The organism is Legionella nagasakiensis, assembly GCF_900639915.1.
Classification (GTDB): Bacteria; Pseudomonadota; Gammaproteobacteria; order Legionellales; family Legionellaceae; genus Legionella_A; species Legionella_A nagasakiensis.
Genome location: NZ_CAAAID010000002.1, coordinates 1 through 15,671, shown reverse-complemented (window position 1 = coordinate 15,671; position 15,671 = coordinate 1). Strand labels below are relative to the sequence as shown.

Sequence of the window (15,671 nt, the reverse complement as noted above, 5' to 3'; positions counted from 1 at the left end):
GGGGTTATAGTCCATCATCTGAACGATTATTCTTCAGTCTCAGTGCCAGTTGATTCTGGTGTAGCCGTTGCATCCATGGGCTTGGCTTCATTTGTTCTGTCTGCAGACTGAGTCGCTGCATTTTCAGGTCTTACCTCCGGTTGCTTCGGTTTATCTTCACCACAAGCAGATAGCATTAAAGCCACCACGCCAGCAGTTAATAACATAGCCAACTGTTTCATATTCATCTCCCTTTTATTTTTATTGAATAAGCTTCCTTATCAAGTCTAGCAAAAATTCACATGATGTGAAGAAGTTACATAATTATATTAATTATTTATCTTCACAAGCATATATTATTTTAGATTTACAATCCACTTTATTGAACCAACAAGCCTGTCATAAAAAACCGCACAAAACACAAACTTTATCACAAGCACATGAAATCTTTTATTGATAACCCAAGCACAGCATTTACTGACTTGATCTAATGCATTTGCTAGAATCTCGACAAATGTAATTTTATCGTGGCTCAGATGCTATCTTCTCACACTCCCATGATGCAACAATACTTGCGAATTAAAGCAGACTATCCTGATATGCTGCTGTTTTATCGTATGGGTGATTTTTATGAATTGTTTTTTGACGATGCTAAACACGCCGCACAATTACTTGATTTAACTTTAACTCACCGCGGGCAATCTGCAGGCAAGCCAATCCCCATGGCTGGTGTACCATATCACGCCGTCGAAAATTATCTTGCGCGCTTAATTAAAAGAGGGGAATCCGTCGCGATTTGTGAACAAGTTGGCGACCCGTCGCAAAGTAGGGGTCCGGTTGAGCGGCAAGTGACCCGAATCATTACTCCAGGCACTATTACCGATGAAGCGCTTCTTGAAGCAAAATGCGATAACCTACTATTGGCAATTCACCAAGATAAGAAACAATTCGGTCTGGCTTGGACTGACTTAAGCAGCGGTCGTTTTCATTTATTGCAGGCAGCAAATTCTAGTCAGCTGCAAAGTGAACTTGCTCGTCTTAAACCCGCTGAGATTCTGATTCAGGAACCATTGCCTTTTGACAAACTGAATGAGCAATACACGATTAAAATTCGCCCTTCCTGGGACTTTGATCGGCAACACGCACGGGAATTGTTATGCCAGCAATTTGCCGTACAAAATCTAGATGCCTTTGGAGAAAAAGAATATCCTCTAGCCATTCCTGCAGCCGGTTGCTTATTGGCCTACTTGCAGATCACTCAAAGACAAGCGTTGCCACATTTAAAGACGGTGACACTTGAGCACAACCAGCATTATTTGCAATTGGACGCAGCCACTCAACGTCATTTGGAACTATTTGAACATTCTCATGGACACCACAATCACAGTCTCTTTTCACTCTTGGATCATACCGCTTCAGCCATGGGAAGCCGTTTGCTCAAACGTTGGTTAGGCAGACCATTACGCCACCATCAGCTCATTCGCCATCGTCAGCAAGCCATTAAGGAATTAATAAGAAAAAAACAAGACAGCCATTTACATGAGTTGCTTCGTCAAATATGTGACGTTGAACGAATCACATCCCGTATTGCCTTAAACTCAGCCCGTCCACGGGATTTAATCCAATTACGTCAAACATTACGCTTGCTTCCTGAAATAAGCAACGCTATTTCCAGCAATGAAAGCGACTTGATTCTGACACTAAGCAAGCAATTAACATCCTTACCCGCATTACACGACTTATTAGCGGCAGCCCTCGTCGAAAATCCACCCATGCTAATTCGTGATGGTGGAGTTATTGCGCCTGGATTTGATGAAGAATTGGATGAATTACGTGAACTGAGCGAACACGCAAGCGAAGCACTGTTAAAACTGGAGCAGAAAGAAAAACATCATTCAGGTTTACCCTCATTAAAGTTTGGCTATAATCGAGTCCATGGGTACTACATAGAATTACCACGTACACAGGCAGAAAAAGCGCCCCCTTATTATCAGCGCAAACAAACGCTCAAGAATGTCGAGCGCTATATTACGCCTGAGTTAAAAACATTCGAGGAAAAAGTACTGTCCGCACAAAGCAAGGCATTAACACGTGAAAAATGGCTGTATGAAACCCTTTTGCAGGAAATTCACCAATATTTGCAGACCCTGATGCAAATCGCCCAAGGCCTGGCTGAGCTGGATGTATTATGTACTCTTGCTGAACGTGCACAATCATTAAACTGGCACTGTCCGGAATTGAGTGACCAACCAGGCATTGAAATTCAAGGCGGGCGCCACCCCGTTATCGAACAAATTCTCCAGGAACGATTTATCGCTAATCATTTAACCCTTCATTCTACTTGCCATATCCTAGTCATTACCGGCCCTAACATGGGTGGTAAATCCACCTACATGCGCCAGAACGCCCTGATCATTCTACTGGCACATATTGGCAGTTATGTCCCTGCCCAACAAGTAAGATTAGGCCCCATTGACCGAATTTTCACGCGCATCGGTGCCAGCGATGATCTGGCATCAGGCCGTTCTACCTTTATGGTGGAAATGACGGAAACGGCCTATATTCTAAGGCATGCCACATCACAAAGCCTGGTATTAATCGACGAAATTGGCCGGGGAACCAGCACGCACGATGGCATGGCTCTGGCCTATGCTTGTTGTGCTCACCTTGCATCGAAGGTGAAAGCTTATACGTTGTTCTCCACCCATTATTTAGAACTCATCAAACTCGCTGACGAATTTTCTTGCATCCGTAACGTACAATTACGAGCAGCATTAACCGAAAGCGGTATTACGTTTCTTTATCAAGTCGAAGAAGGCCATGCAAGCCGCAGCTATGGGCTTGAAGTTGCAGCATTAGCCGGAATACCTGAAGAAGTATTAACGCTCGCCAATCATCATCTGCAACAGGCGCAAGAAACATCGACAACACCGTTTACCCCCCCTTTACCTAACTCAACATCCCCTATATTGACTGTATTAGCTAACATTGATGTGGATACTTTATCTCCCAGAGCGGCACTGGAATTTATATACCACCTGAAAGCATTGGAAGCTTCTGGTACCATGAAATCACTTTCTGGTATGGATGGCAATCAACTTTATGATCAATAAACGAGCCAGACGCATCCTGCTCATTTTATGCAGCCTCCTGCCATTAGGTGCGTTGAACGCCGTGAATGTTGACATTACAGGAATTAAAGGGGATGTATTAGAGAATGTGCAATACCGCCTGGCTGAATTATATCAAGATAAACCCATAACCCAGGAACCACCAGAAGCATTAAAAGAACAAATCACCAAAGCCATGTATCCTTATGGTTTTTTCAAGCCAAGCATCACCATTCACCCTGCAGGCAAACGATTGCAAATCTATATCACCGCCGGCCCGCAAATGCATATAACCAACCTGACTGTACGTCTCCAGGGAGAAGGTGCTGAAAACCCTGAAATTCGACAAGCCGTGCGCGATCTTCCAATCAAAAGTGGTCAACCTCTGCTTAACCGTCGCTACGAAGAAGCAAAAGATATATTGCATAATGCGGCAGAACATCAAGGTTATTTACATGCCTTCTTTGAAAAATCCGAAATTTTAATTGATAGGCAACGTTATACGGCAAACATCACCTTAATTTTCAATACAGGTCCTCAATATTATTTTGGTCAGATACGCTTTGATCCAACCTACATTTCACCGGAATTGCTTCATCGTTATGTCCCCTTTAAAATTGGCCAACCTTACTCGACGGATCAGGTTCTTGCCTTGGAAACCAATCTGTCTGCCAGTGGTTACTTTAAATCCGTCGTGGTAAAACCAACTATTAATTCCGAACGTCATGTACCAATAGATGTTCATCTGGAAAGAGTGCATCGAATCAATTATTCCTTAGGCATCGGTTATGGAACCGATACTGGCCCTCGCGGACGCGCAGGCATTCATATCGTGCCAGTAAACCGCGCCGGTCATAAATTCAATGCCATTGCTCAGGGCTCCCTTAAGGAAAATGCATTGCTGGCACAATATATTATACCCGGCCAAAATCCTGTAACGGATAAATACAGCATCACAGGAAGTTTATCCAACTTGAATTACAGCAGCGGTTATGGGAATTCACTCTTGCTGTCGGTTGCTCAACAACATGTCAAAAAACGGCACCAACGCATTCTCTCCCTAAATGCGTTAAATGAGCGTTATAATTACACAGGGGAACCCAAAACAACCAAGTCGCTTTTGTTTCCCAAAGCAACATTGACCTGGAGTAAAGTATCTGATCCATTATTTTCCCCTTCCGGTTACAATGTCACGCTCACAGGCCTTGCAGCCAGTAAAGCAATTCTCTCAGAAATTAATATGGCGCAAGCCTCGATTGATGCGAAAGCAGCGATAACATTTGACTTGATTCGCACCCGTTTTTTCTTTCACGCCATGCAAGGATTTACTCAAATTAATGAGATTAACAATCTGCCTTTATCCTTAGCCTTATTGCTGGGAGGCGCCGAAAATTTGAAAGCATACAGCTATAATTCAATAGGACCTGGAAAAATTTTAAGTTTTGCAGGCATGGAAATTCAAAAAGAAACCTTCAACAAATGGTATCTCATTGGATTTGTCGACGGCGGTGATGTATATAATCCAAACCCAAAAGAATTTAAATACGATGCCGGCATCGGTCTAATGTGGGTATCGCCGGTTGGTCCCATTAAAGTGGGCGTTGCCCAGGCGATTAACAACCACTTTAATCGTATTGAGGGACGCAATCCTAAGCTTGTGATTAATATGGGGCCTGATCTGTAACTATGCGCTATTTAAAATCCTTTCTTTACACATGCTTCATCCTCTTTATCCTACTGACCTGCGTGTTAGCATTTTTTCTGGTCACCACACCAGGATTCTATACTGCCGTTAAACTAGCCAATTTAGCTCTACCGGGAAAAATCACTTTAAAAAAACCACAAGGCCAACTGATCAAGCAGATATCCTTTACCGAATTAGACTATGAAGACAATACTTTTCATCTTCATCTTGACCATGGACGCCTGACATGGAACTGGACTGCTTTATTCCATAAAGAACTACGCATTAAAGAAATCCATGCCGACACCCTCTTAATGGAAATCAAAGATACACCCGAAGCTATCGAAAAAGCGGGGCATACTGACTTTAGCCTGCCGCAATTACCAATCATGCTCACCATAAACAAATTAACGCTTAATGAACTACGTATTAAACAAGCTGGCGCAGCCTGGCAAATGGAGCAGCTGTATTTACAAACAACGCTTAATAGCCAACAATGGACCATTCATCAGTTTGCAGCCAATTATGGTCATAACCGTCTCTTGTTAGAAGGAAATGGTCAACCCTATTTTCCCTATGCCGTTACAGCCAATCTGACGTTTAAACCAACAACAGGCATGCAACACCATATTCAGGGAGACATTAAACTTAGCGGCAATCTAGACTTATATCATTGGCAAGGGCAATTCAGTCAACCTGCCAAAGGAACGCTCCATGGCACCTTGAAAAACGGCCAGGCACTGTCCATGCAAATCACATGGCACGACGGTAAATGGCCCATTGATGCTCAAAATGTTATAGAAAACCGGCAAGGTCGTATCACCATGAATGGCACCTTATCGGATTTACTGATTAAGGCGCAAGTTACCTTTGATGCACCGGCAAAAGCGGATTTGGACTTGCATGCGCATGTGCATGATAAAAAAGTTGATGCTCGAAGTTTAGTGCGCATGCCTCAAGGTAACATCGTCACCACATTGACGTATGATGAACAGGCCAAACCAAGATTCAAAGGTGAAATCAAAACAACCTCACTCACATTAACCGAGAAGAATCTGCCTTTATCAAATCTTGAATTGACCGCACAGGTTTGGGGAAATTCACCGCAAACACTTTCAGCGACAGCAGCAGTGTCGGCACGGTACATGGACAATTTATTAAAAGCTCGAATCAATTATCAACCACAAAAAATCCATGCCAGCCTTTCGCTTGGTGCTAATCACCTGGAGATCAATGGAACGTCCATCTACCAATGGCAAGCAACCGCTTCTCTGCCTCAGCCGATGCTTTTCCACCCAGCACTTGCCAATTTACAAACAACACTGATCTCCGATATTAAAGTGACCGGCCCCCAACAAGGAAAACTAACCCTCACTATGACACCCGGCATCTATCAATCAACCTTGGACAAAACACTCCCGCCACTCAGATTTCAAGGCGGACAATTAACGGCCAATTTATCAGCAACAGGATTAAAGGCAGCGGGTCATATGCAGATAGACCGCCATAAACAATTGGATTTTAATGGGCAACTGCCTGAATTTCGTCTTGATGACATTGACGCCACCAAACAAACCATACAAGGAACGTTAAATCTACACATTGATTCTCTCGATTTTCTTGCAGGGGTGAGTCCTGCCATTGAAAAACCTCATGGCAGACTTGATCTCAAGCTGTCCGCCGAAGGGAAATTAAATAACCCCATCGTCAAAGGCGATATTACGTTAAACAAAGCCAGTGTGTTTCTGCCTAAATTAAATCTTGCACTATCGCCAATCCAGGCTAAATTACTAACCCATGGTACGCAATGGACAGCGACCGGTTCCATCGGAGCTCAAAGCAAAACATTGACGATGGAGGGCAAGGGAGCGTTTGCCCCAGAGATGAACGGGAGTATAACCATAAACGGCGAACAATTTCCCATCGTGCAAACCTCTGAACACAAGGTTCATGTCTCTCCGTCCTTATCGCTTGATTTCAAACCAGATTTGATTGATATAAAAGGGACGATTCTTGTGCCTTCTGCTAACTTAAAACCCATCAATTTCAGCAGCAGCATTGATTTAACCGATGATGCTGTGTTTGTAAGCGATAAACAAGAAACGTCTCCTTTTAACATCAATGCCGATATCGAACTTAAAATGGGGCAACAGGTTGCTTTGGATGTAAAAGGCCTGCATGGTTTTTTAGACGGCGCTCTAAAAATCAGACAAATACCACAAAGTGAACCATTCGCTGTGGGTGAATTAACGATCAGAGACGGTAAATACCAAGCTTATGGACAGGACTTAACGATTGAAGAAGGTCAGCTTATCTTTACAGGAGGTAAGATAAGCAACCCAGGCATCCGGCTTCGCGCTGTTCGTTATTTTAAAAATGCAACCGCCAATTTTGCAAGCTCTAATGAATTGTTTGATTTCAGCTCTGGGAATATCCAATCCATCAATTTAGGCAATAAAACAACCGTAGGTATTGAAGTCAGCGGCCGAGTCGATTCCCCTGAAATTAAATTATTTTCCATTCCGGCAAATCTCTCGCAAGCCGATATATTATCCATGATTATCTTAGGAAAACCGGCAAGTCAGGCCAGTAGATCGGGAGGTCAATTATTACTGACTGCCATCTCGGCCATGAATCTCGATTCAGGTACAAAGGGCTTGCAATTACTGGATCAGTTAAAACAAACACTGGGTTTTGATTTTAATATACAAAGCACATCACAATATCATCAAGAAACCAATGAGGTGACTGACAGCACGGCTTTTGTGGTCGGTAAAGCGATAACCAATCGTTTATACTTAAGCTATAATATCGGTTTATTCCAAGAAGACAGTAACGTATTAACCTTGAAATACCTCTTAAATAAATTTTTCAGTATCCAGGTGACAGCCAGCGACTCTGGCAGTGGCATGGATTTATTGTATACGCATAGCAAGGACTAATATGAACCAGTATTCCATACCCCTTCGCCTAAAACGTCTGCGCCGAACTCCAGCAGTACGCGCAATGATACAGGAAACTCATCTGCATCCAGCACAATTCATCGCACCTTTGTTTATCAGTGAAACTCTCAACGCTAAACGTGAAATTAGCGCCATGCCCGGCCAGTATCAATGGACATTAAACAGCTTGTCTGAAGAAATTGACACACTCTCTGAGTTAGGGATTCCCGCAGTCTTGCTGTTTGGCATTCCTGCACATAAAGACACAAGAGGCCGTGCTTCTTTAAGCACAAATGGGATCATTCAACAAGCCATACACAAGATTCGCACCATAAATCCAGAGATGCTCATCATTGCCGACGTTTGTTTTTGCGAGTATACAGACCATGGCCATTGCGGTGTACTACGTGGCCATACGATCGATAATGATGCGACCTTGGCGCTGCTAGCACAACAAGCCGTGAGTTATGCCGATGCCGGTGCGGATTGGGTGGCCCCCAGCAGTATGACTGATGGCATGGTCGCAGCCATTCGGCAAGAACTGGATGCCAATGGCCATCAAGAAATTGCTATTTTAAGTTATGCTGTGAAATACAGCTCCAGCTTTTATGGGCCATTTCGTGAAGCAGCCCAGGGCGCTCCTCAATTTGGCGACCGCAAAACCTATCAAATGAACCCAGCCAATTCACATGAAGCCCTACGCGAAGCAGCCTTGGACTTAAAAGAAGGTGCGGATATGCTGATGGTTAAACCCGCCATGAACTATCTAGACATCATCTATCGGGTAAAACAGCGCTTCCCGGAAGTACCATTATGTGCCTATCAAGTCAGTGGTGAATATTCGATGTTGAAAGCTGCTGCTGCGCAAGGATTAATCGACGAGAAGCAAGCCATGCTGGAAAGCCTAACTGCAATCAAGCGGGCTGGTGCGGATTTGATGATTACTTATTTTGCCAAAGAAGCTGCAAAGCTCGCAGCTACAACTTTTCCATCACTTCATGTAAGTACTTAACAGCCTCTACTTCGATGGCTAAATCGTGTTTGGGGGCATTGGCATAAGGTACGATCGCGCGTTTGAAACCGTGCTTGGCCGCTTCTCTCAAGCGCTCCTGACCACTTTGTACTGGTCTAATTTCACCGGCAAGTCCCACTTCACCAAAAATGACCGTTTTATTGTCTAAAACGCGATTGCGTAAACTGGAAACAACCGCCGCCAGCAGAGCCAAATCGCTGCCCGTTTCCGTAACTTTCATCCCACCCACCACATTAATAAACACATCCTGATCAAAGGTCGCAATACCACCATGACGATGCAAAACCGCAAGTAAAATCGCCAGGCGATTTTGTTCAAGTCCTGCAGTAATTCGTTTGGCTTGTTGACTATGGGACTGATCAACCAACGCCTGTACTTCGACTAACATCGGACGAGAACCTTCCCAGGTCACCATCACCGCACTGCCAGGCGTTGGTTCCGGTTGGCGCGACAGAAAAATCGCCGACGGATTAGCAACTTCTTTAAGACCTTTATCCGTCATCGCAAAAACACCCAACTCATTAACCGCACCAAACCGGTTTTTAACCGCGCGAATGACGCGAAAACGGCTATCGCTCTGCCCTTCAAAATACAACACACAATCCACCATATGTTCCAACACTCTGGGGCCGGCAAGCGCCCCTTCTTTGGTCACATGACCAACGAGAAAAACAGCCGTTTGAGTGGTTTTCGCAAAACGAACCAATTGCGCTGCCGACTCACGAACTTGACTTACCCCCCCAGGTGCTGAATTAATTAATTCGGTAAAAATGGTTTGGATTGAATCAATCACCATAATACGCGGCCTCTCTTTCTGCGCATGGGCAAGAATGGATTCCACATGCGTTTCAGCCAAAAGCTTTAAGCCGGCTAATGGCAATTGCAATCGTTTTGCCCGTAAGGCAACCTGTTGTAACGATTCTTCTCCCGTAACATATAACACATTCTGCTGCAACGACAATTGCGCTAGAGTTTGGATGAGCAAAGTCGATTTACCAATCCCAGGATCACCGCCAATCAAAACCACCGATCCATCAACCAAGCCCCCACCCAATACGCGATTAAGCTCAGACAAACCGCAATCCATACGTGATTGACCATCAAGAATCACCTCCTCAACAAGCATGACTTCTGAACGTTCGTTTGCATAATTTCCAGTACGTGTACTTTTTCCTGACGTGTTTACAGATTCTTCTGTGATTGAATTCCAGGCACCGCATTGCATGCATTGCCCTGCCCACTGCGAAAAGACTGCAGCACATTGATTGCAAACAAATTGTATTTTCTGTTTCATAAGTCTCTTCATACTCCATGCTCTATTTCTTTAACGTTACTCTTAGAACCTGTCTTCAGAGTCGCCAGGCTGAGGCTAAAAGCCTTGATTTTAGAGCACCGGAGCGCAGAAAATCGAGGCTTTTAGCCCTGCGTAGTTAGACTATGAAGACAGGTTCTTAAACTCTTCCTTCGTTAAGCTTGTATAATGCCTTCCAGGCATTTAGACTCTACACCTCGTTCTACACCACAAACAAAATAAAATGACTCATGAAACTTTTGAATGGGCAGTTATCGGAGCGGGGCCTGCTGGCATTGCTGCTGTAGGTAAATTACTGGATCATAAAATAGCCCCCACGAATATTCTATGGATAGATCCCTATTTTAAGGTTGGCGATTTAGGCCAGCATTGGAAAAATGTTTCCAGTAATACCTCTGTAAAACTGTTTATTGATTTTTTAACAGCAGTTCAATCCTTCTCCTATGATAAAGCATCAAACGATTTTCAATTAAATCATTTACCGGCTGGCGATACATGCACCCTATCTCATATCGTTGAGCCTTTGCAATGGGTAACCAAACACTTAAGCCAAACCGTGCAAACAGCACCAGCCTTTATTCATGAAATGAAACATTCCAATCAAGCCTGGATTTTAAGCAATGATACGCAAACGTTCCACGCAAAACAGGTCATTTTGGCAACCGGTTCCGTCCCGGAAAGCTTAAATTATCCAGGAATTGATACGTTACCTTTTGATTTGGCTATTGATAAAGAACGACTCAGTCAATCTATAAATACCGATGAAACTTATGCTGTTTTTGGCTCCTCTCATTCCGCCATTATCATCATTCAATATTTGGTTGAATTAGGGGTTAAAAAAGTCATGAATTTTTATCGTTCACCATGTCGCTACGCAATTCCCATGAATGACTGGATTTTATTTGACAATACCGGTTTAAAAGGGCAAACGGCGCGATGGGCACGTCAATACATTGATGGGGTCCACCCCCATAATCTGGTCCGCTATACGGCCACCGAAGCGAATATTACCCGTTTTTTGCCAGAATGCAGTAAAGCAATTTATGCCGTCGGCTTTAAACGCAGAAAAAACATGGTCATCAACGACTGCGAACAGGTGGATTATAATCCGCATGTTGGGATTATTGCCCCAGGATTGTTTGGTTTGGGCATTGCCTTTCCCGAGTTAAAACTTGACCCTCTCGGCAATGAAGAATACCAAGTAGGCCTATGGAAGTTTATGACTTATCTAAACAAAATTATGCCAATATGGTTACAATACCCGGCCTGATGTCAACGGCTGCCATGTTGATTTCTATTATGATCACAATAATTTCCCGGTGATGGCTGTTGAATCCACACAATGAGGCAGTATAATTGCATGATTTGCCTGCTCGCAGGATGACCGTAATGACTAAGACCATCCATTTTGAAAAATCAATAGCCGAATTAGAACAAATTGTTGCCCAACTGGAAAAAGGGGAATTATCCCTGGAAGATTCTTTAAAGCAATTCGAAAAAGGCATGACGTTGGCACATAAATGCCAAGACCTTTTAAATCAGGCTGAACAAAAGATTGAGATCCTTTCTGCCGCAAACACTCCGGCACCTGAGCAACCCAATGAATAACCAAACAATGAGCGATTGCCTTATACGCCATGAAGCGATGTTGCAAACACTGCTGAATCAATTGGATATTCCGGCTCCTCGCATCAAAGAAGCTATTATTTACACGCTATTTCCCGGCGGAAAACGATTACGTCCGATGCTTGTGTATTTGTGCGGTAAATTAATCAAAGTGCCTCTTGATAGTCTGGATATCATTGCCGCGGCGATTGAATTAACCCATTGCTATTCCCTGGTGCATGATGATTTGCCCGCTATGGACAATGACAATTTTCGCCGCGGCAAGCCGAGTTGTCACCGAGCGTTCGACGAAGCCACTGCCATTTTAGTAGGCGATGGCATGCAGGTGCTGGCCATTGATGTATTACTTAATTTTCTTCCAAAAACGCTCTCTTTACAGCAAGTCATCACGGTCACGCAAGAGCTGGTGAAAGCCAGTGGACCATCCGGCATGGTCAGTGGCCAAAGTCTTGATCTTTCGGAGCTAGCAAAACCATCCATTAACGAATCTCAATTATGTGAAATTCATCGGTTAAAGACTGGTAAGCTCATATCAGCCTGCATTAATATGGTCTTGGCCGCAGGAAACCCAACTCCGGATGCAGCATGCGCGTTGCGCCAATTTGCCACACATTTAGGCCTTGTCTTTCAAATGCAAGATGATTATCTTGACCGATATGGCAATGCCAAATTAGGCAAAGGCAGGGCATCTGATATCGCCAATCAAAAAACAACCTTTGCAACCCTATACGACAAACAAGAATTGTTTTTCAAAATTCAAAATCTCTATCTGCAAGCCCGCCAGGAGTTAACCTTCTTTTCCGAAAAGGCACATGATCTTTTAGACTTGCTGCAGTCTTTACAGCAGCAGCTAGAAAAATAACACCATCGGATAATTGTCAACAGACCCTAAACTCAAGTAGACTTGCCCTGCCCTTGATGATAAGAAAACAGGTAATAGGCATGAAAAATTCAAAAACTGAACGATCGCAAGAACTAAAAAACAAAACCAATTATACCTTTCTCTTAGCGTGTACGGCGGCCTTAACGACAGCAGCAGTTGTTACCGCCGGCGTTATTGCCGCAACAGCAACCAAATCCACAGCCATCGCAACGACAGCCCTTGCATCAAAAGCCATGCTTGCTGCCGGAACCACAGCCGTTGCCGCTTCTTCAATAGTTTTACCTATTGCCATAGGCGCTGCCACTTTACTAATGATTGGCGCCATTTGTTTATTACCTTTTTTATTAAGACCAAGTCGTGTCGTTGCCACAACACCAGTTGGATGGCCCAGACCATCTGCCGTGGTCGTCACCCCTGGCTTTTCATCACCTTTTCGCCCTGTTGTTGTGCCCCGTGTGACAACTCATAGCCATTTTCGTCCGGCTCCCAGCACTCATCACCATAGTCATTCTGGCGTGTTCTCTCCAGGCCATACTCATAGCCACAGTGCAACCTTTGGTCATGGTCCAGTAAGCTTTGCACGTAGCCATGGTCATTTCAGTCATGGGTCAGTTCACGACCGTGGAGCTCCGACCGCTGCCACACACAACCATAGTCACTCAGGAAGTCATGGCGTTACAGTCAGATCCTATTAATCTTTGCAGTAAAGGCGACATTTAAACGACTTGCAGCAAAAACTTTAATCCAGCCATTCAAAATAAAATATAATTTTTTGAATGGCTTATCTATGTTTTAATCATTAAAAATGAAAATAGTTAAAGCTTCTCAAATGATAAATAATTTGCTAAGGTATGTGCCGAATTAACCATTTCATTCGAAGGTAAAAAGCAATGCCAATTATTAATGGAACTCGATTTCAAAAAAAAGAAAAAATTAAAGCAGAAATTAATAGTGAAATATTCGCAAAAATCAATGAATATTGCGCATGGGCAAATATTGATGATATCGGTTTCTTCATTGAAGAAGCAGCAAGCTTTGTCTTTGCAAAAGACAAAGACTGGAAACAATATCAAAAATCCTCAAGAAAACGTACAGAACAAGCACACTCCTAATTTCATTTAAAAAATTCCTTGACAGGTAATGAAGGCCTCATTAAACTGCGATTCTCTTTTAAAGAGCTGATATACAGGAAATTTAGGGGTTATAGCTCAGCTGGGAGAGCGCTTGCATGGCATGCAAGAGGTCGGCGGTTCGATCCCGCCTAGCTCCACCATCGCTTGTTAATCATGGTTGTAAATGTCTAGGTCCCCATCGTCTAGAGGCCTAGGACATCGCCCTTTCACGGCGGTAACAGGGGTTCGAATCCCCTTGGGGACGCCATATTACATGGCAAATATATCACCATGCTGGTGCATATTGTGCTTAATATGCAACCGAAAAATTCTAGGTCCCCATCGTCTAGAGGCCTAGGACATCGCCCTTTCACGGCGGTAACAGGGGTTCGAATCCCCTTGGGGACGCCATATTTATAGTCTTTCAAATATCGTTCGTGTATTAAACCCAAATAATCGCTCATGCATGCGATAAGCGTATTCATCCGTCATATTGGCAATATAATCGCACACAATTCTGAACGCAGCCTGTTCATCCGTTGCTTCATGAAACAACAAACGATTTTTATTATCCAGCAAACTGCCGGGGTTTGAACTGATGGCCTCAAATAAGCGCAACACCACCGTTTGCCCACCATATTCAAACGTACGTGCTTCTTGTGAATCAATCACATATTGATAAATGAATTGCATCAGATACTCTAAAAGTGCTTTCGCCTCAGGTAATAAAATAAGATTATATTTAAGCAAAGAATTTGCAAATCCTTCGTGAGTGACCCGCACTTCCGTTGCCGTTATAAAATAATTCACCATCTCACCAATAGCCTGCTTACGAATATAGGGGGCTGGATCAAATAAAGAATTAAGCAATACATCCTGAGCTTGACCGAGAGGCGTCAAAGCGAGTAACTGTCTTAAGGTAAGCGTATCAAATTGCGAACGTTCAATCAGCCGTAAATGAATTGCATCCTCCAAATCATGAACCCCATACGCAATATCATCTGCAATATCCATCACAGAACAATCGAAGGTATGATAAGCTGCTTTTCCATGAGTATATTGTCCGGGTGGCTTTACCAGTGACTGAAACAATGCTCGCTCAGACTCCGAAAAAGGGGACAATAACCAATCTACTTCAGGCTGTTCACAGTCAAAATAAGCCTTTGGTGGCAACCAATCATTGATACGAATTGTTTTACTGAAGGATTGCTGCACCTCTGGTAAAGAGGTCGCAACCACACTGGCGCGACTAACGGGGTATTTAAGAATCCCAAGTAAAGCTCGGCGCGTTAAATCAAGTCCATAAGCGCCATAACTTTTTTCAACTTTAGTCAGAAGCCGTAAGGTTTGACCATTCCCCTCAAAACCACCATGATGGCGCATCATATAGTTTAATGCCACCTCACCACCATGACCAAAAGGTGGATGACCAATATCATGCAATAAACAAATAACACTGATAAGATCATCATTGGGAAGAAGTCCTGATAAGAAATGAGGTTGCTGACTAATACTTAGATGACGTATAAGGCTTCGTCCAATGGAAGCAACCTCAAGAGAATGCGTCAAACGGGTGCGATGAAAATCGCCCTCATCGGTACCAAGAATCTGGGTTTTTCGCTGCAAACGTCTGAATGCGGGACAGTGAATCACCCGAGTGCGATCGCGTTCATACGGATCACGATGATCCTGACTGCCACGTTGATTGGTTTGCCCCGAGCGGCGATGTGTCCACATAGATTATTAATAATAATTACTTTTCAATAGTATACCTGCTTATCTTGGTTGTTTCATCATCCACTACCATTGACGTGGTCTAATTGATTTGGACAGCCCAGTTAAGAGATAATTTGCTTAATTGGAGTTCAATATGTCTACGAGAAGAAAATATACAAAAGAATTTAAACTGGATGCAATTAGTCTGGTCACTGAACAAGGATATACCTGTTCTGAAGCAGCGAGGAGCCTGGGTATTCATTCAACTATTCTG

13 protein-coding genes and 3 tRNA genes are annotated in these 15,671 nt (G+C 43.6%); 13 read left to right on the top strand and 3 right to left on the bottom strand.

The genetic code is table 11. The annotated features are described in order from the left end of the window. Nucleotides 1–26: 26 nt before the first annotated feature. Entirely contained in the window at nt 27–221 is a 195-nt protein-coding gene (locus tag E1O52_RS01675; RefSeq protein WP_133126983.1) for a hypothetical protein, read from the bottom strand. Nucleotides 222–515: 294 nt separating this feature from the next. On the opposite strand from E1O52_RS01675, the gene mutS reads away from it, so the two are divergent. The 4 genes from mutS to hemB all read left to right on the top strand — a co-directional run bounded on the left by mutS (nt 516) and on the right by hemB (nt 8,727). Further along, nucleotides 516–3,092: a DNA mismatch repair protein MutS gene (gene mutS, locus E1O52_RS01670; RefSeq protein WP_133127196.1), complete on the top strand. Its 2,577-nt coding sequence runs from the start codon at nt 516–518 to the stop codon at nt 3,090–3,092. Beyond that, on the top strand, nt 3,082–4,773 hold the full coding sequence (locus E1O52_RS01665) for an autotransporter assembly complex protein TamA (protein WP_242602126.1): 1,692 nt from the start codon (nt 3,082–3,084) through the stop codon (nt 4,771–4,773). The genes mutS and E1O52_RS01665 overlap by 11 nt, the downstream gene beginning before the upstream one ends. A gap of 62 nt (nt 4,774–4,835) precedes the next feature. Beyond that, on the top strand, nt 4,836–7,715 hold the full coding sequence (locus tag E1O52_RS01660) for a translocation/assembly module TamB domain-containing protein (protein ID WP_165474678.1): 2,880 nt from the start codon (nt 4,836–4,838) through the stop codon (nt 7,713–7,715). A 1-nt stretch (nt 7,716) separates the two neighbouring features. Continuing rightward, nucleotides 7,717–8,727, top strand: coding sequence for a porphobilinogen synthase (hemB, locus tag E1O52_RS01655; protein ID WP_133126981.1), 1,011 nt, complete (start codon nt 7,717–7,719; stop codon nt 8,725–8,727). Here hemB and radA read toward each other — a convergent pair. Continuing rightward, nucleotides 8,693–10,042, bottom strand: coding sequence for a DNA repair protein RadA (gene radA, locus E1O52_RS01650; protein WP_133126980.1), 1,350 nt, complete (start codon nt 10,040–10,042; stop codon nt 8,693–8,695). The genes hemB and radA overlap by 35 nt on opposite strands. 241 nt (nt 10,043–10,283) lie before the next feature. Here radA and E1O52_RS01645 point away from each other — a divergent pair, with 241 nt between their 5' ends. The 8 genes from E1O52_RS01645 to E1O52_RS01610 all read left to right on the top strand — a co-directional run bounded on the left by E1O52_RS01645 (nt 10,284) and on the right by E1O52_RS01610 (nt 14,092). Further along, entirely contained in the window at nt 10,284–11,330 is a 1,047-nt protein-coding gene (locus tag E1O52_RS01645) for an FAD-dependent oxidoreductase (RefSeq protein ID WP_133126979.1), read from the top strand. Between the two features lie 119 nt (nt 11,331–11,449). Next, nucleotides 11,450–11,668 (top strand): exodeoxyribonuclease VII small subunit, encoded by a 219-nt coding sequence (locus E1O52_RS01640; RefSeq protein ID WP_133126978.1) that lies wholly within the window; start codon nt 11,450–11,452, stop codon nt 11,666–11,668. Further along, nucleotides 11,661–12,548 (top strand): polyprenyl synthetase family protein, encoded by an 888-nt coding sequence (locus E1O52_RS01635; protein ID WP_133126977.1) that lies wholly within the window; start codon nt 11,661–11,663, stop codon nt 12,546–12,548. The genes E1O52_RS01640 and E1O52_RS01635 overlap by 8 nt, the downstream gene beginning before the upstream one ends. 80 nt (nt 12,549–12,628) lie before the next feature. Continuing rightward, nucleotides 12,629–13,264, top strand: coding sequence for a hypothetical protein (locus E1O52_RS01630; protein WP_133126976.1), 636 nt, complete (start codon nt 12,629–12,631; stop codon nt 13,262–13,264). Between the two features lie 195 nt (nt 13,265–13,459). Beyond that, nucleotides 13,460–13,681, top strand: coding sequence for a hypothetical protein (locus tag E1O52_RS01625; RefSeq protein WP_133126975.1), 222 nt, complete (start codon nt 13,460–13,462; stop codon nt 13,679–13,681). An 85-nt stretch (nt 13,682–13,766) separates the two neighbouring features. Next, nucleotides 13,767–13,842: transfer RNA gene (locus E1O52_RS01620), tRNA-Ala, on the top strand. 31 nt (nt 13,843–13,873) lie between these two features. Continuing rightward, a tRNA-Glu gene (locus tag E1O52_RS01615) sits at nt 13,874–13,949 on the top strand. 67 nt (nt 13,950–14,016) lie between these two features. Next, a tRNA-Glu gene (locus E1O52_RS01610) sits at nt 14,017–14,092 on the top strand. 3 nt (nt 14,093–14,095) lie between these two features. Here the strand turns inward: E1O52_RS01610 and E1O52_RS01605 are convergent. Then, entirely contained in the window at nt 14,096–15,418 is a 1,323-nt protein-coding gene (locus tag E1O52_RS01605) for an anti-phage deoxyguanosine triphosphatase (RefSeq protein WP_133126974.1), read from the bottom strand. A gap of 133 nt (nt 15,419–15,551) precedes the next feature. On the opposite strand from E1O52_RS01605, the gene E1O52_RS01600 reads away from it, so the two are divergent. Beyond that, the coding region (locus E1O52_RS01600) for a transposase (RefSeq protein ID WP_165474677.1) at nt 15,552–15,671 on the top strand (120 nt) is incomplete at its 3' end.

Excerpts from the sequence above, each read along its gene's own strand:
- E1O52_RS01675 (WP_133126983.1), bottom strand. The coding sequence starts at position 221 with ATGAAACAGTTGGCTATGTTATTAACTGCTGGCGTGGTGGCTTTAATG.
- mutS (WP_133127196.1), top strand. The coding sequence starts at position 516 with ATGCTATCTTCTCACACTCCCATGATGCAACAATACTTGCGAATTAAA.
- E1O52_RS01665 (WP_242602126.1), top strand. The coding sequence starts at position 3,082 with ATGATCAATAAACGAGCCAGACGCATCCTGCTCATTTTATGCAGCCTC.
- hemB (WP_133126981.1), top strand. The coding sequence starts at position 7,717 with ATGAACCAGTATTCCATACCCCTTCGCCTAAAACGTCTGCGCCGAACT.
- radA (WP_133126980.1), bottom strand. The coding sequence starts at position 10,042 with ATGAAACAGAAAATACAATTTGTTTGCAATCAATGTGCTGCAGTCTTT.
- E1O52_RS01645 (WP_133126979.1), top strand. The coding sequence starts at position 10,284 with ATGACTCATGAAACTTTTGAATGGGCAGTTATCGGAGCGGGGCCTGCT.
- E1O52_RS01640 (WP_133126978.1), top strand. The coding sequence starts at position 11,450 with ATGACTAAGACCATCCATTTTGAAAAATCAATAGCCGAATTAGAACAA.
- E1O52_RS01635 (WP_133126977.1), top strand. The coding sequence starts at position 11,661 with ATGAATAACCAAACAATGAGCGATTGCCTTATACGCCATGAAGCGATG.
- E1O52_RS01630 (WP_133126976.1), top strand. The coding sequence starts at position 12,629 with ATGAAAAATTCAAAAACTGAACGATCGCAAGAACTAAAAAACAAAACC.
- E1O52_RS01625 (WP_133126975.1), top strand. The coding sequence starts at position 13,460 with ATGCCAATTATTAATGGAACTCGATTTCAAAAAAAAGAAAAAATTAAA.
- E1O52_RS01605 (WP_133126974.1), bottom strand. The coding sequence starts at position 15,418 with ATGTGGACACATCGCCGCTCGGGGCAAACCAATCAACGTGGCAGTCAG.